The 22,832-nt window shown below is 67.8% G+C and carries 21 protein-coding genes and 3 tRNA genes; 10 read left to right on the forward strand and 14 right to left on the reverse strand.

Features of this window, described 5'->3' with window-relative positions:
* Nucleotides 1-31: 31 nt before the first annotated feature.
* Both AC3EO7_RS28025 and AC3EO7_RS28030 read right to left on the reverse strand, forming a co-directional pair.
* Nucleotides 32-901 (reverse strand): rhomboid family intramembrane serine protease, encoded by an 870-nt coding sequence (locus tag AC3EO7_RS28025; protein WP_435592864.1) that lies wholly within the window; start codon nucleotides 899-901, stop codon nucleotides 32-34.
* A gap of 4 nt (nucleotides 902-905) precedes the next feature.
* A complete protein-coding gene (locus AC3EO7_RS28030) occupies nucleotides 906-1,433 on the reverse strand; it encodes a peptidylprolyl isomerase (RefSeq protein ID WP_431972441.1) in 528 nt (175 codons plus the stop codon).
* A 118-nt stretch (nucleotides 1,434-1,551) separates the two neighbouring features.
* Here AC3EO7_RS28030 and AC3EO7_RS28035 point away from each other — a divergent pair, with 118 nt between their 5' ends.
* Nucleotides 1,552-1,764: a hypothetical protein gene (locus AC3EO7_RS28035; RefSeq protein ID WP_431972440.1), complete on the forward strand. Its 213-nt coding sequence runs from the start codon at nucleotides 1,552-1,554 to the stop codon at nucleotides 1,762-1,764.
* A gap of 12 nt (nucleotides 1,765-1,776) precedes the next feature.
* On the opposite strand, the gene AC3EO7_RS28040 is transcribed toward AC3EO7_RS28035, so the two are convergent.
* The 3 genes from AC3EO7_RS28040 to AC3EO7_RS28050 form a co-directional block, all read right to left on the reverse strand.
* On the reverse strand, nucleotides 1,777-2,595 hold the full coding sequence (locus AC3EO7_RS28040; protein ID WP_431972455.1) for an ABC transporter permease: 819 nt from the start codon (nucleotides 2,593-2,595) through the stop codon (nucleotides 1,777-1,779).
* A 35-nt stretch (nucleotides 2,596-2,630) separates the two neighbouring features.
* Nucleotides 2,631-3,704: an ATP-binding cassette domain-containing protein gene (locus AC3EO7_RS28045; RefSeq protein WP_431972439.1), complete on the reverse strand. Its 1,074-nt coding sequence runs from the start codon at nucleotides 3,702-3,704 to the stop codon at nucleotides 2,631-2,633.
* 824 nt (nucleotides 3,705-4,528) lie between these two features.
* Entirely contained in the window at nucleotides 4,529-5,455 is a 927-nt protein-coding gene (locus AC3EO7_RS28050) for an acyl-CoA dehydrogenase family protein (protein ID WP_431972438.1), read from the reverse strand.
* Nucleotides 5,456-5,681: 226 nt separating this feature from the next.
* On the opposite strand from AC3EO7_RS28050, the gene AC3EO7_RS28055 reads away from it, so the two are divergent.
* Nucleotides 5,682-6,416, forward strand: coding sequence for a DUF1275 family protein (locus AC3EO7_RS28055; RefSeq protein WP_435592865.1), 735 nt, complete (start codon nucleotides 5,682-5,684; stop codon nucleotides 6,414-6,416).
* Nucleotides 6,417-6,453: 37 nt separating this feature from the next.
* The gene (locus AC3EO7_RS28060; protein ID WP_435592866.1) at nucleotides 6,454-7,806 is read left to right on the forward strand and encodes a TIGR01777 family oxidoreductase; all 1,353 of its coding nucleotides are present in this window, start codon (nucleotides 6,454-6,456) and stop codon (nucleotides 7,804-7,806) included.
* Between the two features lie 32 nt (nucleotides 7,807-7,838).
* Here the strand turns inward: AC3EO7_RS28060 and AC3EO7_RS28065 are convergent, their stop codons facing one another.
* Nucleotides 7,839-8,675: a MerR family transcriptional regulator gene (locus AC3EO7_RS28065; protein WP_435592867.1), complete on the reverse strand. Its 837-nt coding sequence runs from the start codon at nucleotides 8,673-8,675 to the stop codon at nucleotides 7,839-7,841.
* Between the two features lie 136 nt (nucleotides 8,676-8,811).
* Here AC3EO7_RS28065 and AC3EO7_RS28070 point away from each other — a divergent pair, with 136 nt between their 5' ends.
* The 3 genes from AC3EO7_RS28070 to AC3EO7_RS28080 all read left to right on the forward strand — a co-directional run bounded on the left by AC3EO7_RS28070 (nucleotide 8,812) and on the right by AC3EO7_RS28080 (nucleotide 12,081).
* The gene (locus tag AC3EO7_RS28070) at nucleotides 8,812-9,408 is read left to right on the forward strand and encodes a lipocalin family protein (protein ID WP_435592868.1); all 597 of its coding nucleotides are present in this window, start codon (nucleotides 8,812-8,814) and stop codon (nucleotides 9,406-9,408) included.
* A gap of 115 nt (nucleotides 9,409-9,523) precedes the next feature.
* On the forward strand, nucleotides 9,524-10,837 hold the full coding sequence (locus tag AC3EO7_RS28075; RefSeq protein WP_435592869.1) for a cryptochrome/photolyase family protein: 1,314 nt from the start codon (nucleotides 9,524-9,526) through the stop codon (nucleotides 10,835-10,837).
* Between the two features lie 77 nt (nucleotides 10,838-10,914).
* On the forward strand, nucleotides 10,915-12,081 hold the full coding sequence (locus AC3EO7_RS28080; RefSeq protein WP_435592870.1) for a DUF1444 domain-containing protein: 1,167 nt from the start codon (nucleotides 10,915-10,917) through the stop codon (nucleotides 12,079-12,081).
* Between the two features lie 49 nt (nucleotides 12,082-12,130).
* On the opposite strand, the gene AC3EO7_RS28085 is transcribed toward AC3EO7_RS28080, so the two are convergent.
* Nucleotides 12,131-12,203 (reverse strand) — tRNA-Ala (locus AC3EO7_RS28085).
* A gap of 46 nt (nucleotides 12,204-12,249) precedes the next feature.
* Nucleotides 12,250-12,357, reverse strand: coding sequence for a DLW-39 family protein (locus AC3EO7_RS28090; protein ID WP_357407440.1), 108 nt, complete (start codon nucleotides 12,355-12,357; stop codon nucleotides 12,250-12,252).
* 227 nt (nucleotides 12,358-12,584) lie between these two features.
* Here AC3EO7_RS28090 and AC3EO7_RS28095 point away from each other — a divergent pair, with 227 nt between their 5' ends.
* From AC3EO7_RS28095 to AC3EO7_RS28110, 4 genes are read left to right on the forward strand one after another with little or no spacing between them, the layout of a single operon-like run.
* Entirely contained in the window at nucleotides 12,585-13,205 is a 621-nt protein-coding gene (locus AC3EO7_RS28095; protein WP_431972431.1) for a YbaB/EbfC family nucleoid-associated protein, read from the forward strand.
* The gene (locus tag AC3EO7_RS28100) at nucleotides 13,193-13,552 is read left to right on the forward strand and encodes a WXG100 family type VII secretion target (RefSeq protein WP_435592871.1); all 360 of its coding nucleotides are present in this window, start codon (nucleotides 13,193-13,195) and stop codon (nucleotides 13,550-13,552) included. Before AC3EO7_RS28095 ends, AC3EO7_RS28100 begins: the two co-directional genes overlap by 13 nt.
* Entirely contained in the window at nucleotides 13,549-14,409 is an 861-nt protein-coding gene (locus AC3EO7_RS28105; RefSeq protein ID WP_435592872.1) for a hypothetical protein, read from the forward strand. The genes AC3EO7_RS28100 and AC3EO7_RS28105 overlap by 4 nt, the downstream gene beginning before the upstream one ends.
* Nucleotides 14,410-14,417: 8 nt before the next feature.
* Entirely contained in the window at nucleotides 14,418-15,002 is a 585-nt protein-coding gene (locus tag AC3EO7_RS28110; RefSeq protein WP_435592873.1) for a hypothetical protein, read from the forward strand.
* A 192-nt stretch (nucleotides 15,003-15,194) separates the two neighbouring features.
* Here the strand turns inward: AC3EO7_RS28110 and AC3EO7_RS28115 are convergent.
* From AC3EO7_RS28115 to AC3EO7_RS28140, 6 genes are all read right to left on the reverse strand, one after another.
* A tRNA-Ala gene (locus AC3EO7_RS28115) sits at nucleotides 15,195-15,267 on the reverse strand.
* 55 nt (nucleotides 15,268-15,322) lie between these two features.
* A tRNA-Ile gene (locus AC3EO7_RS28120) sits at nucleotides 15,323-15,396 on the reverse strand.
* A 307-nt stretch (nucleotides 15,397-15,703) separates the two neighbouring features.
* Entirely contained in the window at nucleotides 15,704-16,822 is a 1,119-nt protein-coding gene (locus tag AC3EO7_RS28125) for a DUF3566 domain-containing protein (RefSeq protein WP_431972427.1), read from the reverse strand.
* Nucleotides 16,823-16,861: 39 nt separating this feature from the next.
* Complete coding sequence (gene gyrA, locus AC3EO7_RS28130) at nucleotides 16,862-19,375, reverse strand: DNA gyrase subunit A (protein ID WP_431972425.1); 2,514 nt, start codon at nucleotides 19,373-19,375, stop codon at nucleotides 16,862-16,864.
* A 55-nt stretch (nucleotides 19,376-19,430) separates the two neighbouring features.
* Nucleotides 19,431-21,476: a DNA topoisomerase (ATP-hydrolyzing) subunit B gene (gyrB, locus tag AC3EO7_RS28135; RefSeq protein WP_435592874.1), complete on the reverse strand. Its 2,046-nt coding sequence runs from the start codon at nucleotides 21,474-21,476 to the stop codon at nucleotides 19,431-19,433.
* Between the two features lie 299 nt (nucleotides 21,477-21,775).
* The gene (locus tag AC3EO7_RS28140; RefSeq protein WP_435592875.1) at nucleotides 21,776-22,684 is read right to left on the reverse strand and encodes an alpha/beta fold hydrolase; all 909 of its coding nucleotides are present in this window, start codon (nucleotides 22,682-22,684) and stop codon (nucleotides 21,776-21,778) included.
* Nucleotides 22,685-22,832 lie beyond the last annotated feature (148 nt).

The following is a 22,832-nucleotide window of genomic DNA, read 5'->3' on the forward strand; positions in this document are numbered from 1 at the left end:
ATGTTTCACGTGAAGCGAGCCGACAAGCGGCTCAGGACACCAGCGCCGCGGCGAGGCCGATGAGCGCCACCGAGACAGCGCCGACGCCCGCGATCGCGACCCAGCCGATGGTGCGAGCCGTCTCCCGGCTCCTCGCGTGCACCCACTGCGGCAGGAACAGCACGCCCATCGTCGCGAGCGTGCCCGCGACGAGCCCGCCTAGATGCACCCACAGCGAGACCCCGGGCAGCGAGAGGCTGAGCAGCACGTTGATCGCGATGATCACCAGAATCTGCGTGGCGTTCACGCGCAACCGGATCAGCAGCACCGCGACCGCGCCGAACATCCCGTACACCGCGCCGGAGGCGCCCGCCCCGACGGTGTTCACCGGTTCGAGCAGCATGCCGCCCGCCGAGCCGCCGATCAGCGCGACCAGGTAGATGGCCAGCATCCTGGCGCGCCCGAGGAACGGCTCCAGCTGAATTCCGACGATGTAGAGCGCGAACATATTGAGCGCCAGGTGCAACGGCCCCCAGTGCAGGAAGCCGGAGCCGATCACCCGGAACCAGTCGCCGTCGGCCACGAGCTTGGGAATCATCGCCCACCGCAGAAACAGTTCGGACCGGTAGTTGTCGGCGAGGCTGCCCGCCTGGGCCGCGGTGATTCCGTAGACCAGCACGTTCAACGCGATCAGCCCGTAGGTCACGACGGGAGTAGTCGTTGCGGCGACCGGGGCTCCCGCGACCGTGCGGATCGGCCGCACCTGACTGTCCGCCTCCCGCACGCAATCGACGCAGTGCTGCCCGACCGCGGCGGGTCGCAGGCATTCCGGGCAGGCAGGCCGCCCGCAGCGGGTGCACGCCAGGCCGGTCGGACGGTTCGGGTGGCGGACGCAGGTCGGTGCGGGCGGCTGAGCGTTCATCGGTTCAATCGATCGTGACGGTGGAGATACGGACGGGCTCTTTGGGGCGGTCGTTGCGGTCGGTCGGGGTCGCCGCGATGGCGTCGACGACCTTGCGCGAATCCGGGTCGACCACTTCGCCGAAGATCGTGTACTTGCGGTTCAGGTGCGGCTGCGGGCTCACGGTGACGAAGAACTGCGAACCGCTGGTGCGGGCTCCGACGTTCGCCATGGCCAGCAGATAGCCGCGATCGAAGCGCAGCTCGGGATGGAACTCGGCGGAGATGTCGTAGCCGGGCCCGCCTCGTCCCGTGTCGCCGGGATCGCCGCCCTGGATCATGAAGCCCTCGATCACCCGGTGGAACGCGGTGCCGTCGTAGAACGGGCCCGAGGTGCCCCCGCTCGCGTTCTCGGTGGTGTACGCCGCCGAGCCGTCGATCAGCCCGAGGAAGTTCCGCACCGTCTTCGGCGCGTGATAACCGAAGAGCGCGAGCTTGATATCGCCGTGGGTCGTGTAGAGCGTCACCCCGGCGGTCTGAATCGGAGAGGTCACGCCCGCCATGCTAGCGATCGCGCGGTCCCGATCCGGCGCACCGCCCGCCGGACCCGCAGCGCGTCGAGACCGGTCGGTAGTTACTGCGCGGTTCACTCAGCTGTGCCAGAGTGGTCGAATGAGCTTGGGGCGTTTGCACGTATCCGCACGTTCTCGTAACCGGCTGATTGCCGGTGTCCTCGCCGCGCTGGCAGGCGGTGTGGCCTGGCTGGTGCGCAGCAAGCGACCGCTGCCGCCGGAGCCCGCGCCCGCGCCGCCGCGCATCGGATACTCCAGGAACGGTTCCGCGCCGACCCCCGTGTCGGGAGCCGGCGCGGGGCACGACCGCTGAGCGGAGCTTCGATCAGCGGCTGACGGTGCGCTTGTACTGGCGCAGTGCCATCGGCACGAACATCGCCAGGATCAGGACCACCCAGATCAGCGTGGTCGCCACCGGATGCTGCATCGACCAGGCGTCCGAGACCGGCACCATCGGGCTGGTGTTGCCGAACAACTCGCGGGTCGCCTGCGTCAGCGCGGAGACCGGGTTCCATTCGGCGAACATCTTCAGCACGGTCGGCAGGTTGTTCATCGGCACGAAGGTGTTGGCCAGGAAGGTCAGCGGGAACATGACCATGAAGCTGGCGTTGTTGAACACCTCGGGCGCGCGGACCAGCAGACCGACGAAAGCCATGATCCAGGACACCGCGTAGGCGAACAGCAGCAGCAGGACGTAGGCGAGCACCGCGTCGAGGAAGGAGCCGCGGATTCGCCAGCCGACGAGCAGACCCGTCAGCGACATCACCACCAGGCTGACCACGTTGATCACGACGTCGCTGACGGTCCGGCCGACCAGCACCGCCGAAGGCGCCATCGGCAGCGAGCGGAACCGGTCGATGATGCCTTTCTGCATGTCCTCGGCGAGCCCGGCGCCGGTGAACGAGGAGCCGAACACCACGGTCTGGGCGAAGATGCCCCCGATCAGGAACTCGCGGTAGCCGCCTTCCATACCCGGCACCTGGATCGCACTGCCGAAGACGTATGCGAAGAGCAGCACGAACATGATCGGCGAGAGCGCCGAGAAGATGAGCACGTCGGGCACGCGCTTGATCTTGATGACGTTGCGCTTGGCAATCGTCACGCTGTCGCTGACCACGATGGAGAGGCGTTCGCCGAGCCCCATCCGGTACGGGGCCTCGAGTGTCGTCGTCGCCGCGGTCATCGGGCCTTTCCTTCCGTCTTCTCGAGTCGTTCGGCGGCGTTCTCGAGTCGTTCGGCGGCGTTCGCTCCGCCGGAGCCGTTCGCCGCGGCGCTCCCCGGGCCCTTGTCGCGCGCATCGCCGCCGACGGACTCCTCGGCCTCGTGCCCGGTGAGGGTCAGGAACACGTCATCCAGCGACGGTCTGCGGAGACCGACGTCGTGGACCTGCACGTCGCTCTCGGCGAGCAGGCCGATCGCGTCGGCCAGCGCCTGGGAGCCGTTGCTGACCGGCACGGTGATCCTGCGCAGGCCCGGTTCGAGGTGGATCTCGCCGTCGGCGAGGCCCTGCAACGCCTGCCGCGCGACGGTGAGCTTGTCGGCGCGGTCGACGGTGAGCTCGATGCGATCGCCGCCGACCATGGTCTTCAGTTCGTCGGCGGTGCCGCGCGCGATGACCTTGCCGTGGTCGATCACCGCGATCGCATCGGCGAGCCGGTCGGCCTCTTCCATGTACTGGGTGGTGAGCAGCAGGGTGGTGCCGCCCTCGACCAGCTCTTCGATGACGTCCCAGAGGTCGAGCCTGGCCCTCGGGTCCAGGCCGGTGGTCGGTTCGTCCAGGAACAGGACCGGCGGGTTGGCCACCAGCGCGCCGGCCAGGTCGAGCCTGCGGCGCATGCCGCCGGAGTAGCCACGCACCGGTCGATCCGCCGCGTCGCTGAGCCGGAAGCGTTCCAGCAGTTCGCGGGCGCGCTCCTTACTGCGCTGCACGCCCATGTGATAGAGCCTGCCCACCATCTCGAGGTTCTCGAAACCGGTGAGGTATTCGTCGACGGCGGCGTACTGGCCCGACGCGCCGATCTTGGACCGCAGGACCTGCGGGTTGCGCAGGACATCGATGCCCGCGACGGTGGCCCTTCCCGCGTCGGGGACCAGCAGGGTGGTGAACACCCGGACCGCGGTGGTCTTGCCTGCGCCGTTGGGACCGAGCAGCGCTGTGACGGTGCCTTCGGGCACCGTCAGATCGAGTCCGTCGAGGGCGACCAGTCTGCCGTAGCGTTTGACCAGACCCTCGGCGACTATTGCGTCGGGCATGACTCTCCTGATGTCGAATTCTCGATGTCGAATTGCCTCCGACGCCCCTCATCTCGGCGCCGCGGCGTTCTCACGGGGTCGGACAACCGACCGATACGGGGGTCAGTATCGTCCCGACTTCCGTCGAGCGCACCTCGTTTGTCCCGAGATGGACAGCAAAAGGTCGCATCCCGGTCCAGGCGGTGCTCGGGGGTGCCGGAACGGGATGCGACCGGTTCGATCGTCCCGCCCGCCTGCCACTCGGGTCGCGGGTAGCCGACTACCCGTTTCCGGCGCACGCGGTACTCACGCGGCACCGCGCCGCACGCGGTGCCGCCGTTCGAACCGACCTCGGTGACCACCGGCACATACTCGCACCGGGGTACGACACGTTCCGTGCGCCGCGAGACATGCCCAGACCGCTGCGACACGCGACAAACCCGGCGGAATCAAGCCCGCTCGCGCGCCCGGAAAGGGATCCACGCCACACAGCGACCACCCGGAACGTTTCCGGTCGGAAACGCTTTTCGTATTGCCTCGCTCGGCGCCGAATGGAATGGTCTGCACCGCAACATCTTTGACAAACGCCAGGTCATAGCCACACCACACGACCGTCACGGCCCGCGGTCCGCCGCCGCGAACGAGCAACCACAACGCGTGTCGCCTAACCGAAAATCTTGGAAAGTGGCCACCCCCATGCGCACACAATCACAAATCTTCGCGTAGGATCAGTCACGTCGGCCCCTCCCCCCCGGGCCGACCTTACGCGGGCCTCGGCTAACTCCCCCCCTTCGCCGAGGCCCGCTCCCTATTTCCGGACCCTTTTTCGCGGCCCGATCTTCCGCTCAGTCGCTGGTTTCCGTGTCGAAGCCGACCGCACGCCAGGCGGTTGCCAGCCGCTGCGCCCGCACCCGTCCCGCGGTGCCGAACAGCGGGCGATCCCGTTCCCAGCGCTCCCGGGCGACCGGATCGGCGGCTTCCCAGAGCGGCGCGAGCTCGTCCACCACCCGGCCGAATTCGGCGAAGACACCGCCGAGCGCGATGTGCACACCGGGCGACGCGGGCCGGTCGAGATCCAGTCCACGCACCGCGGCCGCCAATGCGAGCAGTCGCTCGAGCACCGGGCGCGGCCAGGACGACTCCCGCGCCACCCGCACCAGCCAGCCGAGCGCGCCCGCGAGCACGTGCACGTCCTCGATGGTGCGGAACGGCTTGAGGAAATCGGTGTAGCCGTCGCCGGGCAGCACGATCGCGGGCGCGTCGGTGAAAGTGACGGTCGCGTGCGGGATCTCCGGCGCGAACGGCGCGGGGGGCAGATCCGTCACCACGACGCCCGGCGCCGAGGTCTCGACGAGCGCGGCCCGCAGCATGTTGCGACCGTCGGCCGCGGCGCCCGCGCTGGCGATGACCACCAGCCTGCGCGCCAGACTGCCCAGCGTGGTGAAGGCCTTGGTGCCGCTGACCGTCGCAGCGCCGTCGCGCTCGGTCAGCGCGGTGCGGATGGCAGAGGGGTGCGCGCCGCCCGCCTCGGTCGCCGACACCGCGACCGCGTCCTCGGCGGGCAGTTCGGGCAGCAAGGCGCGCAGCGCCTCCTGGTAGCCGGAGAGGAACGCGAAGCCGAGCCGGTCGGCCGCGAAACCGCCCGCGATGGCGGCGTCGACGGGTTCGGCGAAACGGGCGGCGACCGCGCGATGCCGCGCCCAGGCGGCCGTCACGGAGTCGACCGGATCGCCCGGCGGTTCGGTCAGCAGATAGTCGAGCACAGAGTCCACTCCTGCACGCTAGCCCGACCACGGCCGGAGACCGACTGTTCGGCCGGACTGGTAGCCCGCGCCGGGTCCTCCCTCAGTTCCCGATTCGACCGCGTACGACGCGGCCGCCGTCGCTCCGGTGTGAGCTCGAGCAAACATTCGGACACACCCAGGCTCCGGTCAGCGGATTCTCAGGACTCGCGGGTATCACTGAGGGGTCCTATCCGCCTCGGGAGGAGTCTGACCTGTGAAACAGCCGGACGAGGACCGCAGAAAGGAACTCTTCGACGCCGAGGCCCGCATCTCGTGGGTGCTCGCGGCGCTGGCCGGTCTGATCGGCGCGGCGGCCTTTATGCACACTGCCGGTTACTTCGTCACGTTCATGACGGGCAATACCGAGCGCTCCGTGCTCGGCTACTTCCACGAGGAACCCGATGTGGCCGTCGCGGCCGCGCTGCTGCTCGTCTCGTTCCTGTCCGGCGTGGTCGTCGCCTCGTGGTGTCGCAGGCGCTACTGGTCGGGTCATCCGCACGGACCCACTCTGCTCACCACCGCGTGCCTGACCTTGGCCACCGTCATCGACCTGGCGCTCTACCTCGTAACGGATACGACCAAGATCGATTTCGTCCCGATCCTGTTCGTCGCCTTCGGCGTCGGAGCGCTGAACACCTCGTTCGTCAAGGACGGCGAGGTCTCGGTGCCGCTCAGCTACGTCACCGGCACACTGGTGAAATTGGGCCAGGGCATCGAACGTCACGTCAGCGGGGGCGACTACGCCGACTGGCTCGGCTACTTCCTGCTGTATCTGTCGTTCGGGCTCGGCGCCCTGCTCGGCGGTCTGCTGAGCTTGATGGTCGCGGGCTGGGCGATGCTGATCACCGCGACGGTGGTGTGCACCCTCGTGACCGGCTACACCTACCTGCATCTGGACAAGCACGGCCCGCTGCCGATCGAGGAACGCCGCGAGACAAACGACGCATAAACGTTTCATCAGTGCGTTCCGCGGCTACAGTCGAGGCATGGCCATCGCCTGCTCGAGCGTTGTCGCCGCGCCCCGGTCCGAGGTCTTCGCCTGGTACGCCCGCCCCGGCGCCTTCACCAGGCTCGCGCCGCCGTGGCAGCCCGTCTCCCTGATCGCCGAGACCGATTCCCTCGCCGACGGACGCGCGGTGCTCGGCCTGCCCGGCGGGCTGCGCTGGGTGGCCAGGCACGATCCCGACGGCTACCAGCCGCCGCGGCGTTTCGTCGACGCCGTCACCGCGGACGGCCTCGCCTCCGAGCCGGCGGCCCGGCTGCTGCGCTGGCGGCACGTGCACGAATTCGAAGAGGTCGACGCACGGCACACCCGCGTGATCGATCGGGTGGACACACCGATCCCCGAATTCGTCCTGCGGCCGACGTTCGACTACCGATACCGCCAGCTCGCCGACGACCTGCTCGCGCACCGCCGCGCCGCCGAGCACGGCTTCGGCACGACGACCATCGCGGTGACCGGGGCATCGGGCCTGATCGGCACCGCGCTGTGCGCCTTCCTGAGCACCGGTGGTCACCGCGTGCTTCGCCTCGTCCGTCATCCGGCGCGCACGCCGGACGAACGCCGATGGGACCCCGCCGATCCGGATCCCGCGCTGTTCGACGGTGTGGATGCGGTGGTGCACCTGGCGGGCGCGTCGATCGCGGGACGGTTCACCGAGGACCACAAGCGGGCCGTCCGCGAGAGCAGGATCGGACCGACACGCAAGCTCGCCGAACTCGCCGCGCGATCCGGACTTTCGACCTTCGTCAGCGCCTCCGCCATCGGCTTGTACGGCTACGACCGCGGCGACGAGACGCTCACCGAGGAAGCCGACCGTGGCGACGGCTTCCTCGCCGAGGTGGTCGCGGATTGGGAGGCGGCCACCGGCCCCGCCGAAGACGCGGGCATCCGCACGATCCGGGTCCGCACCGGCATCGTGCAATCCCCGCGGGGCGGCACCTTGCGGTTGCTGCGTCCGCTGTTCGGTGCGGGCCTCGGCGGCCGGATCGGCGACGGGCGCCAATGGCTGTCCTGGATCGGGCTGGACGACCTGGTCGACGTGTACCACCGCGCGCTCTGGGACGAATCCCTCGCGGGCCCGATCAATGCCGTTGCGCCGCAGCCGGTCCGCAACAGCGAATACACGGAGGTGCTCGCGCACGTGCTGCACCGTCCCGCCCTGCTGCCGGTGCCCGACTTCGGTCCGGCCCTGCTGCTCGGCAGGCAGGGCGCGCGTGAACTGGCCGCCGCCGACCAGCGCGTGCTACCGACCCGGCTGGTCGCCGCGGGCCACATGTTCCGAACTCCCGACCTCGACGCGACCCTGCGTCACCTGCTCGGCCGAATCCCACGGTGAAATCCGCTGGGCCGACTCGCCGCCGGTCGCTCTCAGCGCAGCCGATCCACCGCCGCGGCGAGACTTTCCACCCGCTCGGCGGCATCGGGCAGGATCACGTCGTCCCAGCCGGGACCTCCTGCGAACACCCGGGCCCCCGCCGCGAGACACGCGCGCACCGCAGAAGTCAGCGCCGTCGACTCGCGCTGCGACCAGAGCAGCACCGCGGCCGGTTTCGCGGGCCGGGCCAAGGCGTCGACGAGCGCCGCGGTCGGCACATCGGGGCCGAGCATCCGGGCGCCGACCCCGCGTTCGGCCAGCGCGGCCCGCAGCACGTCGAGCGGCAGCGCGTGCGTTTCGCCGCTCGTACAGGCGAGCACGGCGCTCGCGGGGCCGACCGGCGGATTGGTGCGCTGCATCGCGGCCGCGACGCACCAGGACAATAGATGCTCGACATCCACGCAGCCCTCGCCGCCGCCCTGCCGCGCGACGATGTCGGCGAAAGCGGGACGGCACAACCGTTCCCAGGTGTCGACGACGCCGTAAGCGCGGAGGTGCGATTCCACCAGCGCGCTGACCGTGCCGGTCTCCAGGGCGAACGCGGCGGCGAGCAACGCGTCCCGGTCGCCGAGCCCGAGCGCGGGTCCGCGCGCGGCCGCGGCGGCGCCTGCCGGGCTCGCACCACCCTGGATCAGCGCGAGCATGCGCTCCAGCACCGCGATGTCGGTCTCGGAGTAGAGCCGGTGGCGGCCGGGCCGGTCCTGGGCGGGCCCGATCCGGTAGCGCCGGTTCCAGCTGCGCAGCGTCGCGGTCGGGATACCGAGACGCTCGGCCACCGCGCGCACCGTGTAACCGGCCGCGTCGGAGGTGGGAACGGAACCGGCGGGCATCGTCTCATTCTGCCCGGTCGACACCGTCCCGCTGAGCACGGACGCCCGGATTCGCGTCGTTCCTGATGAACTTTTTGCATCGTTTATGCATCGTTGACTGATAGCATGGCGAGTGTCACCGACCCGAGGAGCTGTCATGGACTCTCGCCGAACAGCGTGGTGGTGTGTGCGCCTGGCTTCTGTCGTCGTGGCGGCGGGCGCGGCCGCCGGAACGGCGGCGGCCGAACCGCCCGCCCCGGTATCCAGTTTGGAGCTGGACCGCTACCTCGGACAGTGGCGTCAGCTCGCCGCGATCCCCCAGTACTTCAACCTGGCCTGCGCCCGCGACACCACCGCCGACTACGCGCTCGATCCGCGTGGCGACATCGCCGTGCACAATCGGTGCATCACGTGGACGGGCGCGGTCAACGAAATCCGCGGCACCGCGACGGTCAACGATCGAGCCACGGGCGCGCAGCTGCACGTCAGCTTCCCCGGCGTGCCGACCCAGGACCAGCCGAACGGGCCGACGAACTACATCGTCACCGCGCTCGGCCCGGACTACTCGTGGGCCGTCGTCACCAACCCGACCCGGAGCTCAGGATTCGTGCTGGCCCGCGATCCCGCACTCGACCCGCGGGGATGGGCAGACGTACGCGCGGCGATCATCGCGGCGGGCCAGGACCCGTGTACGTATCTCACCTCGCCCACCACCGGCGGGCTGTCCGCGATCGAACCACTGTGCGCGACATGAGGTTCGAGCTGGTGCGGTCCCCGCGAGGGCCGCGTTCGCGCCGGTGCGGCAGAGCCGCCCGTGCCGGCGCGGCGCGTCCCTCGTGGGGCCCGCGGCGGCGGTGCGGAGGCGGCCGATGACCACCACGGTGGCGCTGTTCACCCGCGACCTGCGAGTGCACGACAATCCGGTGCTCACGGCGGCGCACCGGGAAGGCGACGCGGTGGTTCCGCTGTTCGTCGTCGATCGCGACCTGGTGCCGGATCACTGCCCGCCCAACCGCGCTCACTTCCTCGCCGCCGCACTGGCCGAACTCGACGACGAACTGCACGCCATCGGCGGACGGCTGGTGCTGCGCCGCGGCGACGTCGTGGACGAGGTCGACCGGCTCGTCGCCGAAATCGGCGCGGCGAGCGTGCATCTCGCCGAGGACGTGAGCCGGTACAGCCGCGCGCGCGAACAAGCGTTACGAGACCGACTGCGGCGCGGCGACTGTCGGGTGCACGCGCACGCCGCCACGGTCACGGCGACCGACCCCGAGCTGCTGACGCCGTCGACCGGCCGCGATCACTTCGCGGTCTTCACCCCCTACTTCCGGCGCTGGACGGAAACACATCAGCGCAAGCCGCTCGGCACACCGCGCGCCCTCACCCTGCCGCGGATCTCCGGTGACGCGCTGCCCGATCCCGGCGACCTGAGCTCGGGCGAGCCGTCACCGCAGCTGACCGTGGGCGGCGAGACCACGGGCCGAAAACTGCTCCGCGACTGGCTGTCCGGCCCGCTCGCCGGGTACGCGCGGCACAGCGACGATCTGGCCGCCGATGCCACCTCCCGGCTCTCGCCTTACCTGCACTTCGGCTGCCTCTCCCCCACCGAGGTGGTGCGCCGAGTCGACATGTCGACCGAGGGCGGGCACGCCTTCGCCAGGCAGCTGGCCTGGCGCGATTTCCACCACCAACTCCTCGCCGCCCGGCCCGACGCCGCCTGGCACGACTATCGCGCGCGACCGATCCGCTGGCGCGACGATCCGGAGGCGGTGGACGCGTGGCGAGAAGGACGCACCGGCTACCCGATCGTCGACGCGGGCATGCGGCAACTGCGCGCCGAAGGCTGGATGCCGGGCCGAGCGCGACTGATCGCGGCCAGCTTCCTCACCAAATCCCTTCGGGTGCACTGGCGCATCGGCGCGGACCATTTTCTGCACTGGCTCGTCGACGCCGATCTCGCCAACAACCAGCTCAACTGGCAGTGGGTGGCGGGCACCGGCACCGACACCAGGCCGAACCGAGTACTGAACCCGCTGCGCCAAGCCAAACGCTACGACCCCGAAGGGGATTACGTCCGGCGTTGGATCCCGGAACTCGCGCACCTCGATGGCCCGATGATCCACACACCGTGGCGCGCGGACGCCGACTATCCCGCACCGATCATCGACTGCGTCGGCATGTGACGGCCGATGAACACGCTGTACTGCGACTGTCGGTATCGGCGATTACGTTTGGCCGAGTGGATAATTCACGACAGCCAATGCGGAGCGAGTTCGCCGCTCTCGTGCGCCGACACCTCGACGATCTCGGCATCGAGGGCGCGAAGTATCAGCCCGGCGAGTTCTGCTTCGAACTGCCCGACGGCCTGGTCATCAACCTGCACAACATCTTCCGCGACACCGCCGAGACGACGCCGGAGGACCGTTCGGAGCGCGTCACGCGATTCCTCAGGGCGCTGACCGCCGACGACGAGGTGCCCACGTATTGGGAATCGGTCCGGCCCATGATCTTTCCGGCGCTGCGCCCGTCCACTTACGGAGGGCTCGGTTTTCGGCCGCTCTCCCGGCCTGCCTTTCCCTTCGTCGACGAACTGATCGTGATCGACCTGCCCGACAGGCGCGTGATCGTCACGAACGATCACGTGAAGAGCTGGGGCATCACCCCCTACGAAGTGTTCGACGCCGCGCGCGAGAACCTCGCCGAAAAGGCGCCCGCCCTCGAGCTGGAGGAGGGCGGCTACTCCCGCATCGTCGACACCGGCGACCTCTACGCGACCTCCTGGCTGTTGCTGCCCGGCTGGCTGTCCTCGCTGGGCGCCGAGGGTCGCCGCGCCGTCGCCTTCATCCCTGAGGACGAATGCCTCATCCTCGCGCTGGACGAACCCGAACTCCTCGCGCACCTCTTCGACGCCGCCGAGGAGCAATACGTCGACGCGGTGCGGCGCCTCTCACCCCAGGCCTACACCACCAACGGGAACGGCGTGGTCGTCCCGTTCGACCTGGCGGGCCCGCACCCGCAGCTGCACGCCGCCCACCGGGCGCGCGGCGGTCTGGCCAGCACCGAGTACCACGCCCAGCAGGGCGAGCTCATCGAGGCGCTGGACGAGGAGGACGGCTTCGCCCCCTACGGCATCGACCCTGCCTATCCCTCCGAGCTCCACTTCGCGGCCGGCGACAGCGGTTCCTACACCATTGCCCCCTGGGCGGCCGAGGTCGAGACGCTGCTCCCCGAAGCCGACTACATCGATCTCTGCCTGACCGACGAGAACAACGAGATCGTCGAAACCCTCGCCATCCCCTTCGCCACCCTCGCGGCCGTCACCGAGCTCACCCCGGTCCCCACCTTGAACCCGCCCCGCTACCTGGCCAGAAACTGGCCCGACGCCCCCACCCTCGCGCGCCTGCGCGCCCTCGCGGTCGACCTCTAGCCGAAAACGGGAATCGGCGCGTGCTCACGGAAGCGCGCGCCGATATGCGTGGAGCCTAGGGGAATCGAACCCCTAACCCCTGCCTTGCAAAGGCAGTGCTCTGCCAATTGAGCTAAGGCCCCGTGCCCCGTAGCTGGGATGGAGTGAGCCCCGTGGCTGGAATGGATTTCAGCGAGTGGTGACCTCGTGCCACAAGTCCGCTTCGTCGCGCTTGCGCAGCTTGGTGATTCCGAAGAGAACCGCGACCACGACACCGACCGTGAGAAGAAGTTTCATGGTCCCCACCCTACTCGGCACACGGCCGGAACCGAATGCCGCGCGGGCGCGTCATAGACAACGAGCGAACACCTGTGCGCACAGAAGTCTTCGCTCCCGAGCCGCCGCGAAGCGCCACCGAAGGATCGGCCCTTTTCGTTCGGCCGCAAGGAAGTTCGTGATGGTAACGTCCGGCCCCGGCGCATCCGGGTATGCCGTGACGTCATGGGAGAGGGAAGGGGAGTCCGATGATCGGCGAGGATCTCGGCGACGCCGCCGAGAATTTGACCCGCTGGGCGGAGAATCTCGAGCGCAAAGCACAGAAATATCAGGATTTGCAGGGCCGGATGGCGGCACTGACGATCACCGAGTCCACCAGCGACAACCGGATCGGCGTGACGGTCGACAGCAATGGCGTGCCGACCGCGATCCACTTGGCAGCAAGCACCAGGGGTATGGATCCCGCCGCCGTTTCCTCGGCCATCATGTCGTGCCTGCGCAGCGCTCAGGCCAAGCTGCGCAGCAATGTCACGGCCCTCGTGCATGAGATGGTCGGCGATGACGGGCCCGGTGCGGGCATCATCGGACAGTACGCGCAGCGTTTCCCCGATCCCGAACCACAATCGCCGACGCCGCTTTCCTCTGCCCCGCAGGCGCCGAGCCACACGGCACCGCAGACGCCCACTTATCCGCCGCAGACGCCCAGCTACACGCCACAGCAGACACCCTCCGGATGGCCGTCGGCCGCGCCGCCGTCGGATGCGCCGCCGCGGCCCACAAGCCGGAAACCCGATCGAGACCAGATCGTCCGCCCGGATGAGCGCGACGAGGACGATGCGTACTACAACCGAAAGTCGTGGTTGATCTGACCATGGGAAATCCTGACGCCGTGTCGGTCGACCCCGAGGAAGTACGCAATCATGCGACCTCGCTCGAGACCCTGATGACGAGCTTGACCATGTCGCTGGAGGCCGCGAGCTATCTCGGGTCCGCTGATGACGGATTCGGTACCTATCCCCGGCCCCTCGTAAAAATGGTCTTCGATGACGATCAACGCGGCATGGTCGACGCGCTGCGCAAGCTCTCGGAGACTGTCGCTGCCCTACCGGACAACCTGAAGACGGTGGCAACAACGTTCGAAGACGTCGACGGAAAGATCGCGACGTCGCTCGCCGAACTGCAAGAGCAGATCCGCAACTCTAGTGGGGCACGATGAGTTTCAACGACCAGCCGGTGCCCGAGAACGACCTGATCGACAAGGGCGTCGACCATCGCACTCAGTACTACCAGGAGGATGTCTCTTTCCTGTCGAACGTCGGCTTGGCGGGCGACGAAGAACTAGGCGGCATCGGGGTAACGAAAGGCACGTTGGCCGGGGATGCCTGGGACATCTACGGGAACATCCGGGCGGGCAACATTGGGGAGTCCGTCTTCGGCGCGGCCGGTGTCGGCGCGTCCATAGCAGAAGCGATCACCGATCCATTCGCATTCGTCGGCGGCCAGATCGCACGGTGGATGTTCGAGCACATCGAGCCGATGCGCCAAGCCCTCGAATCGCTGGCGGGTAATCCCACCATGGTCGAGGCGTACTCGACGTCCTGGTTCGAAATTTCCAAAGAACTGACCGGTATAGGTGAGGCGTGGAAGACGGGCCTCACAACGGACATCTCGACGTGGACCGGCAGCGCGGGCGACGCGTACCGCAACCGCGCCAACGAGCTCATCGACAAGATCAGCACGGCCGCTGGACTTGCGGCCGGCCTCGGTGCATCCATGGATCTTGTGTCGAAGTGGGTCGACATCGCCCGCACTTTGGTGCGAGACATCCTGTCGAGCATGATCGGTGCGGCGATCGGATACACGATCGAACTCGCTGTGACCGCTGGTGCGGCGGCCGGACACGTCATCGCGTCGGCGCTGCGTCGTTTCGCCCGGGACAGCCTGGAGATCTCGGTCTACCTGAAAGATCTCGCGAAATCGTTCATGGACCTCAAAACGTACCGGGAGCCCGCAGCGAAGTTCATGGCGCATCTCATGGGCATGGACGAGGAACCGGAAGCACAACCCGCCTAGCTCATTGGATGGAGTCCCAGTTGTACAACGATTTTCCGAGCGAGCACCAGCGCGCAAGCGAACCGATCGAGCACGGTCCGTCTGCCATTGGACCGCAAGGCCTTCCGCTGAAGCACGGCACCGCGCACCACCCGATAGACGCATACCGATCGGAGGCGGGGCCGACAGGCATTCTGGTGGATACCGGGTACTACCGTTATTGGCTCCTGGGGCCCGCGTACGCCTCGGCGCGGCCCCATATCCTGGTGAACGGCATCGAAGTGCGCGAGACGAAATGGGGACTCACCCAGGTTCCGGTCGGTCCCGGCGTCCACCACCTCGAAGTCTTCACCGGCGGGCCCAATCGGTTCTGGTCGGGAAGGACCTGGTCCAAACGACAGCCCATCGGTTTCGCCGATGCGGCCGTACCGGTTCGGTCCGGTCAACAAACCACTGTCCACTACCGCTCACCTTCGCTGTATCTGTTCAAGGGCGCGATCGGCCCGGAACCGATGGAGTGCCCAGGGATGTGGTGGGTGTGGGTGAGCTGGGCGCTGATCGGTTCATTAGCGCTGATGGTTCTCTACGGAGTGATAGCTGACTTGGTCAGCTGACGAGAGCTCGATCCGCCGCTACTACCGCAACGATGTGGACGACGCCATCCGAGGCCGAGAACAACAGCTGATAGCTGTTCCTCGGCCCGGAACGGGCGCGCCGATCGCGGCCCGAAAAAGCGGAGAGCGTGCGATTTTACGGCGGTTACCTCAGCCCGGAGCGCGATCACGCGACGCAACAAAGACGTGTTGTGGAGCCTAGGGGAATCGAACCCCTAACCCCTGCCTTGCAAAGGCAGTGCTCTGCCAATTGAGCTAAGGCCCCTTGCCTACGGGAAATGGCGTCGGACCGCCAGAATGGTCGTAGACCGGAATGGGAGTGGGCCTAGGAGGACTTGAACCTCCGACCTCTTCGTTATCAGCGAAGCGCTCTAACCGCCTGAGCTATAGGCCCGTGTGACATCGGTTCAGGGTCGTGTACTGGAACATACCAACCTGAACCCGCCGAGGAGAAAGGTTACCCGACGCCACCGGATTCAACCAAAACGGCTGGTAGCGGGCCTGGAGTGGGCAATTTCCAGCCGCCCGCGACAGCGGGGGCAACCGACTCGACAGGCCGATGCCTCGCCGCACACGGCAACGGCCGGTATCCACCCCGAAGGGCTGATACCGGCCGTTGCCGAGAACTTCCGCGGCTCGGGTGCCTCCGCCTTCGCTCCACTGTGCGCGGAGCTGTCGACGGAACTCGCCCGGCTGCGCGACTAGTCCGGGTCCGCGAGGGTGACCTGGATGCCGCCGACCAGATCGCAGCACTGGTTGTAGATGAACGTGCCCACCGTGCCGAGCGCGGTGAACAGCACCACGTTGATCAGCCCGATGACGCCGGCGTAGCCGAACACCGTGCCCGCATCGATCAGGCCCACCGAACCGCTGTCCTGGGACACCATGTCGGTGAAGGTGTTGTTCAGGCGCTCCCACACGCCCATACCCTCGAGCACGATGTAGAGCAGGCCGACAGCGAGCATCCACACGAAGAACAGCGCCACGCTGATCACCAGCGAGATCTTCAGCGTCGACCAGGGGTCGATGCGGCGGATCTGCACGGTGGCGCGCAGCGGCTCACCGGAGGTGGCGGCCGCGGCCATCGCGACCGGCGCCGCGGGCGAGATGTGCCCCTGCGGGGCCATGCCGACGGGTTCGGGGTGCGGTAGTGGGTGCCGGATCTCGGACAGGTCGGGCATGTCCTTGATGAGTTCCGGCCGCGCGATGCTGCGGGTGGGTCCGTCGATGCCGACCGATTTCACCATCGCCGCTTCCTTGCGCGCCGCCTTGGCCGCGAGGTCGGCCGTGGTGCGGGCATTGGTGGCGCCGCCGCCCAGGCCGACTGCCGCGCCGCCACCGGCGCCGTTGCCCATCCCGCCGCCACCGCCCGCGGCGGCCGCGCCGTTGCCCACCCCGCCACCGCCCGCGGGCGGCCTGCCCGCGACCGGCGCCTGACCGGGCCGATACAGGTTGGACTGCGGCTCGCGCTGGGGCAGCTGCGACCAGCCGTCCTTGTACTGCGCCTGACCGCCGCCCGGCCCCTTCTTCTCCGGGCCGTCGGGACCGCCGCCTGGTTCGGCGGACGGGCCCATCCGCACGGTCTCCTGGTCGAACCCTTCCTTCGCGCCGCCGGACTCCGGTGCACCCTGCTTCGGCGCGAAATCGCCTTGCTTGCCCGCATTCTGCTGCGGCTGGCCACCCTGCTGGCCACCGGCCGGCTGTCCGGATTCGGGCGCGCCCGGCCTGGGGATCGGCCGCGGCGGAATCGGGGACGGTGCGATCCGCTCGGTCACACCATTCGTGGGGTGCCCGTCATTCGGCTGATTCGGAGTGGTCAATGGGAATCCTTAGATCCGTTCGTTGCCGCCGCTGGAGGGTTACTGCTGAGAGGAACCGGAGTCGTCGCCACCGTCGACCTGATCGGGTTCGTCGGCGTTGCGCGCGATAGCAAGCAACGTATCGCCCTCGGCGAGGTTCATCAATCGCACGCCCTTGGTCTGTCGCCCCGCCTTGCGAACCTGCTTTGCCGCCGTCCGGATGACTCCACCGCCGGACGTGATCGCGTAGAGCTCATCCTCGTCGTCGACGATGAGCGCACCGACCAGAGTGCCACGCCGGGCGTCGAACTGGATAGTCAATACACCTTTACCGCCACGTCCCTGCGCGGTGTACTCCTCGATGGCGGTGCGCTTCGCGTAGCCGCCCGAGGTCGCGACCAGCAGATACGTTTCGGGCCGAACGACGTTGAGCGACAACAGCTCGTCGTCGGCGTTGAACCGCATGCCCTGCACGCCGGAGGTGGCGCGGCCCATCGGACGCAGCGCCTCGTCGGTGGCCGAGAAGCGGATCGACTGGCCCTGCGCCGAGACGAGCAGCAGGTCGTCGTCCGCCGAGCAGAGCACGGCGCCGACCAGCTCGTCCTCGTCGCGCAGGTTCACCGCGACGATGCCGCCGCTGCGGTTGGAATCGAAGTCGGACAGCCTCGATTTCTTCACGAGGCCATTCTTCGTGGCCAGCACCAGATACGGGGCGTCTTCGTAGGATTTGATCTGAATGATCTGGGCGATCTTCTCGTCCGGCTGGAAAGCCAGCAGGTTGGCCACGTGCTGACCGCGCGCGGTGCGGTTGGCCTCGGGCAGCTCGTACGCCTTGGCGCGGTAGACCCGGCCCTTGTTCGTGAAGAACAGCAGCCAGTCGTGCGTCGAGGTGACGAAGAAGTGCTTGACGATGTCGTCCTGCTTGAGACCCGCGCCCTGCACGCCCTTGCCGCCGCGCTTCTGCGAGCGGTAGAGATCGGTCTTGGTGCGCTTGGCGTAGCCGGTCTCGGTGATGGTGACGACCACGTCCTCGCGGGCGATCAGATCTTCGTCGGCCACGTCGCCGTCGGCCGCGATGATCCGGGTGCGCCGCTCGTCGCCGTACTTCTCGACGATCTCGGCCAGCTCGTCGCGCACGATCGCGCGCTGCCGCTCCGGCTTGTCGAGAATGTCCTTGTAGTCGGCGATTTCGCTCTCGATCTTGGCCAGATCGTCGACGATCTTCTGCCGCTCCAGCGCGGAGAGGCGCCGCAGCTGCATGTCGAGGATGGCGGTGGCCTGGATCTCGTCGATCTCGAGCAGCTGCATCAGGCCGGTGCGCGCGGTGTCGGTGTTGGCCGAACGCCGGATCAGCGCGATGACCTCGTCGAGCGCGTCGAGCGCCTTGACCAGGCCGCGCAGGATGTGGGCCCGCTCCTCGGCCTTGCGCAGCAAGTAGCGGGTACGCCGGACGATGACTTCCAACTGGTGATCGACGTAGAGCCGGATCATCTGGTCCAGGCGCAGTGTGCGCGGCACACCGTCGACGATCGACAGCATGTTGGCGCCGAAGCTGGTCTGCAGCTGGGTGTGCTTGTAGAGGTTGTTCAGCACCACCTTGGCGACGGCATCACGCTTGACCGTCACCACGATTCGCATGCCCGCGCGGTCGGAGGACTCGTCGTGGATATCCGAGATACCCGCGATCTTGCCGTCTTTCACCTGCTCGGCGATCGAGTTGATGAAGTTGTCGGTGTTGACCTGGTACGGCAGCTCGGTGATGACGATCGTGGTGCGACCGCGGTTGTCCTCTTCGATCTCCACCACACCGCGCATGCGGATCGAGCCGCGACCGGTCGTGTAGGCGTCGTTGATGCCCTGGTTGCCGACGATCAGGCCGTGCGTCGGGAAGTCCGGACCCTTGACCCGCTCCATGCACGCGGCGAGGGTGCTCTCCTCGTCCGCGTCGTGGTTCTCCAGCGCCCAGTAGATCGCCTCGGCGAGCTCGTTGAGGTTGTGCGGCGGAATGTTGGTCGCCATGCCGACCGCGATGCCGTTGGAGCCGTTCATCAACAGGTTCGGCACCCGGCTGGGGAGAACCACCGGCTCCTGCGAACGACCGTCGTAGTTCGGCGTGAAATCGACCGTTTCGTGGTCGATTTCCCGCAGCAGCTCCATCGCGAGCGGCGTCAGGCGGCACTCGGTGTACCGCATGGCGGCCGCGCCGTCGTTGCCGCGCGAGCCGAAGTTGCCCTGGCCGTCGACCAGCGGGTAGCGCAACGACCACGGCTGGGCCATGCGGACCAGGGTGTCGTAGATCGAGGCGTCACCGTGCGGGTGGTAGTTACCCATGGTCTCGGCGACCGGACGCGCGGACTTCACGTAGCCGCGGTCGGGACGGTAGCCGTTGTCGTACATCGCGTAGAGCACGCGCCGGTGCACCGGCTTGAGGCCGTCGCGCACGTCGGGCAGCGCGCGGCCCACGATCACGCTCATCGCGTAATCGATGTAGCTGCTCTGCATTTCGTTCTGAATGTCGACCGGCTCGATCCGGTCGCCTGCACCACCGTTCGGGGGCAGCGTTGTCTCAGTCATGCGGTCTCCTTAGCGGGGCGTGAAAAGGCTGAATGGCAGCGGGTTCTCACGCCGGCTACACGTCGAGGAAGCGAACGTCCTTGGCATTGCGGGTGATGAAGCTGCGACGCGCCTCGACGTCCTCGCCCATCAGGACGGAGAACAGCTCGTCGGCCGCGGCCGCGTCATCGAGCGTCACTTGACGAAGCACCCGCACCGCGGGGTCCATCGTGGTCTCCCACAGCTCCTTGGCGTTCATCTCGCCGAGACCCTTGTAGCGCTGGACGCCGTCGTCCTTGTTGATCTTCTTGCCCGCCGCGAGGCCCGCCTCGAGCAGACCGTCGCGCTCCCGGTCGGAGTAGGCGAACTCCGGATCACTGCGCTGCCACTTGAGCTTGTACAGCGGCGGCTGGGCCAGGTAGACGTGTCCGTGCTCGACCAGCGGCCGCATGAAGCGGAACAGCAGGGTCAGCAGCAGGGTCGAGATGTGCTGGCCGTCCACGTCGGCGTCGGCCATCAGCACGATCTTGTGATAGCGCAGCTTGGCGATGTCGAACTCGTCGTGGATGCCGGTGCCGAAGGCGGTGATGATCGACTGGACCTCGTTGTTCTTGAGGACCCGGTCGATGCGCGCCTTCTCGACGTTGATGATCTTGCCGCGCAGCGGAAGGATCGCCTGATACATCGAGTCGCGGCCGGACTTGGCCGAGCCACCGGCGGAGTCGCCCTCGACGATGTAGATCTCGGACTTGCTCGGGTCCTTGGAGCGGCAGTCGGCCAGCTTGCCGGGCAGACCGCCCAGATCGGTAGCGGACTTGCGACGCACCAGCTCGCGCGCCTTGCGCGCCGCGACGCGGGCCTGCGCCGACGAGACCGCCTTCTGCACGATGGTCTTCGCGTCGGCCGGGTTGGCCTCGAACCAGTGCGCGAGGTGCTCGTTGCAGGTGCGCTGCACGAACGACTTGACCTCGGTATTGCCGAGCTTGGTCTTGGTCTGGCCCTCGAACTGCGGGTCGGAGATCTTCACGCTCACGATCGCGGCGAGGCCCTCGCGGATGTCGTCGCCGGTGAGGTTGCCGTCCTTCTCCTTGAGCAGCTTCTTGTCCTTCGCGTACTTGTTCACCACCGTGGTGAGCGCGGCGCGGAAGCCCTCTTCGTGGGTGCCGCCCTCGTGGGTGTTGATGGTGTTGGCGAAGGTGTGCACGGACTCGGAGTAACCCGAGTTCCACTGCATGGCGACCTCAAGCTCGTGGCCGGTGCCCTTGCCGGTGAAGGCGACCACCGAGTTGTGGATCGGCTGCTTGGTCCGGTTGAGGTGCTTGACGAAGTCCTCGAGCCCGCCCGGGTAGTGGTAGGTGCGGACCTTGACCTTCGGCTCCGCGGTGACGGGCGCGTTCTCGTCGAGGTGCTTGGGCGCCTCGGCGGTGTCGCTGACGACTTCGTCGGTGATCTCGTTCTCGGAGACCCGCTGGTCGGTGAGGGTGATGGTGAGCCCCTTGTTCAGGAACGCCATCTCCTGCAGACGCCGCGCGACCGTCTCGAAATTGAAGGTCGTGGTCTCGAAGATCTCCGGATCCGGCCAGAACCGGATGGTGGTTCCGGTGCGCTTGGTCGCCTCGCCCTGCATCAGTTTGCCGGGCTTGGAGTCCTTGTACTCCTGGGTCCAGTGGTAACCGTCGTGGTCGACCTCGGCCTCGAGCCGGCTGGACAGCGCGTTCACCACCGAGATGCCGACGCCGTGCAGACCACCCGACACCGCGTAGGCGTCGGAGTCGAACTTGCCGCCCGCGTGCAGCTGGGTCATGACCACCTCGATGGTGGGGATGCCCTGCGCGTGCATGCCGGTCGGGATGCCGCGGCCGTCGTCGACCACCTCGACGCCGCCGTCGGCGAGCAGGCTCACCTCGACCTTGGTCGCGTAGCCCGCCATCGCCTCGTCGACGGAGTTGTCGACCACTTCCCAGATCAGGTGGTGCAGGCCGCGCTCACCGGTAGAGCCGATGTACATGCCGGGGCGTTTGCGCACCGCCTCGAGTCCCTCGAGGACGGTGATGGAGGAGGCACCGTAATCCTGCTTGCCCGATGTCGCCTTGGTCGAATCGTTGGAGTCCTTGGCAGCCACTGGTCGGTAGCTCTCCTTACTTGCTGACCCCGACGCAGCGATCGCCACAGCGCAAGCGGGGCCCGGGTCTTGACAGGTCGAGATTCACGGGCCCACGCGGGGGCTGCGCGGAACGCGCCGAAGGTTCGCCGCTAGTTACGCCACCATCCTACTGGTAGACCCGCGCCACAATGCACCTACGACACCCCTGACGGCTTCATGGCTGCGAGAAATCGACCGACGACGAGTCGGGTCTTCCTCGCGACCGTTTCAGGGACTCTCAGATGTGCTCAGCACGCCGAGCCGAGCGCTCGCCGCGATCATCGGGAGACCGCGACCCGATCGACGAACTCGGCGGTGCGCGCGGCGAGGGCATCGGGATGCGAGATCGGCGACCAGTGCCTGGCCTCGATCTCGGTGCGGGTCAGGTCCGCCACCCACCGGTCGGCCTCGGCGTGCACCACCGGGCGCACCGCCCTGTCGCCGGTGGAGACGATCAGCTGCACCGGGACCGGCACCGGGCGCGGGCGCGGATTGCGCAGGTGCGCATGGATATTCGCACGGTAGAGCTTGAGGTTGTTGATCATGTCGGCGCGCAACGTCGGCGCGGTCTGTACCAGTGCGGGGTCGAGGCCGTCGAAGAAAGCGAGGAAGCGCGGCCAGCGACCGGACAGTGCGCGCAGCGCCGGATCGGGCAAGCCCGGGATCTGGAAGGCGACGGTGTAGGCCGAGGCGATGCCCTGCGCGAGCGATCCACGCAGCCGGGCCGCCGAGAACGGGCCGCGCAGGTACGCGCCGAGAAAGTCGAGGTTGGGACCGGAGACCGAGCTGAACGACGCGATCCGGTCGCCCGCCGCGGGGTCGCTGACGAGTTCCCAGCCGATCACCGAACCCCAGTCGTGCCCGAGCACGTGCACACGCTGCCCGGGCGCCACCGCGTCTACGACGGCGCGCACGTCGGCGGCCAGTTCCTCGATCCGATAAGCCTGGACCTCGGTGGGCACCGTGCTGTCGCCCGCGCCGCGATTGTCGAACGCGATGACCCGGTAGCGGTCGGCCAGCTCGGCGGCAACGCGATTCCACAGGATGTGAGTATCCGGCCAGCCGTGCACGAGCAGGATCGGCGTTCCCTCGGGATCGCCGCATTCGAACACCGCGAGTTCGACGTCGCCGCAGCGAACGGTCGTGTTGGCCGTGGCGGGGAACGGGCCCGCGGTGCTGATCGTCATCGATCCGTCTCCTGTGCGCGTTGTCGATCCGATGCAGGGCATGGGCGCAGCATCGGGCGTTCCACGTGAAAGCCGCAGGTCCCGAGGCGGGGACTGTGGAGATACCTGTGGATATGCGGATAAACGTAACACCGGGTATCGGATAATT

It is taken from the genome of Nocardia sp. bgisy118 (assembly GCF_057708605.1).

What these genes read in the sequence shown, in the direction of transcription:
- AC3EO7_RS28025 (WP_435592864.1), bottom strand. Translation starts at nt 901, where the DNA reads ATGAACGCTCAGCCGCCCGCACCGACCTGCGTCCGCCACCCGAACCGT.
- AC3EO7_RS28035 (WP_431972440.1), top strand. Translation starts at nt 1,552, where the DNA reads ATGAGCTTGGGGCGTTTGCACGTATCCGCACGTTCTCGTAACCGGCTG.
- AC3EO7_RS28040 (WP_431972455.1), bottom strand. Translation starts at nt 2,595, where the DNA reads ATGGGGCTCGGCGAACGCCTCTCCATCGTGGTCAGCGACAGCGTGACG.
- AC3EO7_RS28045 (WP_431972439.1), bottom strand. Translation starts at nt 3,704, where the DNA reads ATGCCCGACGCAATAGTCGCCGAGGGTCTGGTCAAACGCTACGGCAGA.
- AC3EO7_RS28060 (WP_435592866.1), top strand. Translation starts at nt 6,454, where the DNA reads ATGGCCATCGCCTGCTCGAGCGTTGTCGCCGCGCCCCGGTCCGAGGTC.
- AC3EO7_RS28065 (WP_435592867.1), bottom strand. Translation starts at nt 8,675, where the DNA reads ATGCCCGCCGGTTCCGTTCCCACCTCCGACGCGGCCGGTTACACGGTG.
- AC3EO7_RS28070 (WP_435592868.1), top strand. Translation starts at nt 8,812, where the DNA reads ATGGACTCTCGCCGAACAGCGTGGTGGTGTGTGCGCCTGGCTTCTGTC.
- AC3EO7_RS28075 (WP_435592869.1), top strand. Translation starts at nt 9,524, where the DNA reads ATGACCACCACGGTGGCGCTGTTCACCCGCGACCTGCGAGTGCACGAC.
- AC3EO7_RS28080 (WP_435592870.1), top strand. Translation starts at nt 10,915, where the DNA reads ATGCGGAGCGAGTTCGCCGCTCTCGTGCGCCGACACCTCGACGATCTC.
- AC3EO7_RS28090 (WP_357407440.1), bottom strand. Translation starts at nt 12,357, where the DNA reads ATGAAACTTCTTCTCACGGTCGGTGTCGTGGTCGCGGTTCTCTTCGGA.
- AC3EO7_RS28095 (WP_431972431.1), top strand. Translation starts at nt 12,585, where the DNA reads ATGATCGGCGAGGATCTCGGCGACGCCGCCGAGAATTTGACCCGCTGG.
- AC3EO7_RS28105 (WP_435592872.1), top strand. Translation starts at nt 13,549, where the DNA reads ATGAGTTTCAACGACCAGCCGGTGCCCGAGAACGACCTGATCGACAAG.
- AC3EO7_RS28110 (WP_435592873.1), top strand. Translation starts at nt 14,418, where the DNA reads ATGGAGTCCCAGTTGTACAACGATTTTCCGAGCGAGCACCAGCGCGCA.
- gyrA (WP_431972425.1), bottom strand. Translation starts at nt 19,375, where the DNA reads ATGACTGAGACAACGCTGCCCCCGAACGGTGGTGCAGGCGACCGGATC.
- AC3EO7_RS28140 (WP_435592875.1), bottom strand. Translation starts at nt 22,684, where the DNA reads ATGACGATCAGCACCGCGGGCCCGTTCCCCGCCACGGCCAACACGACC.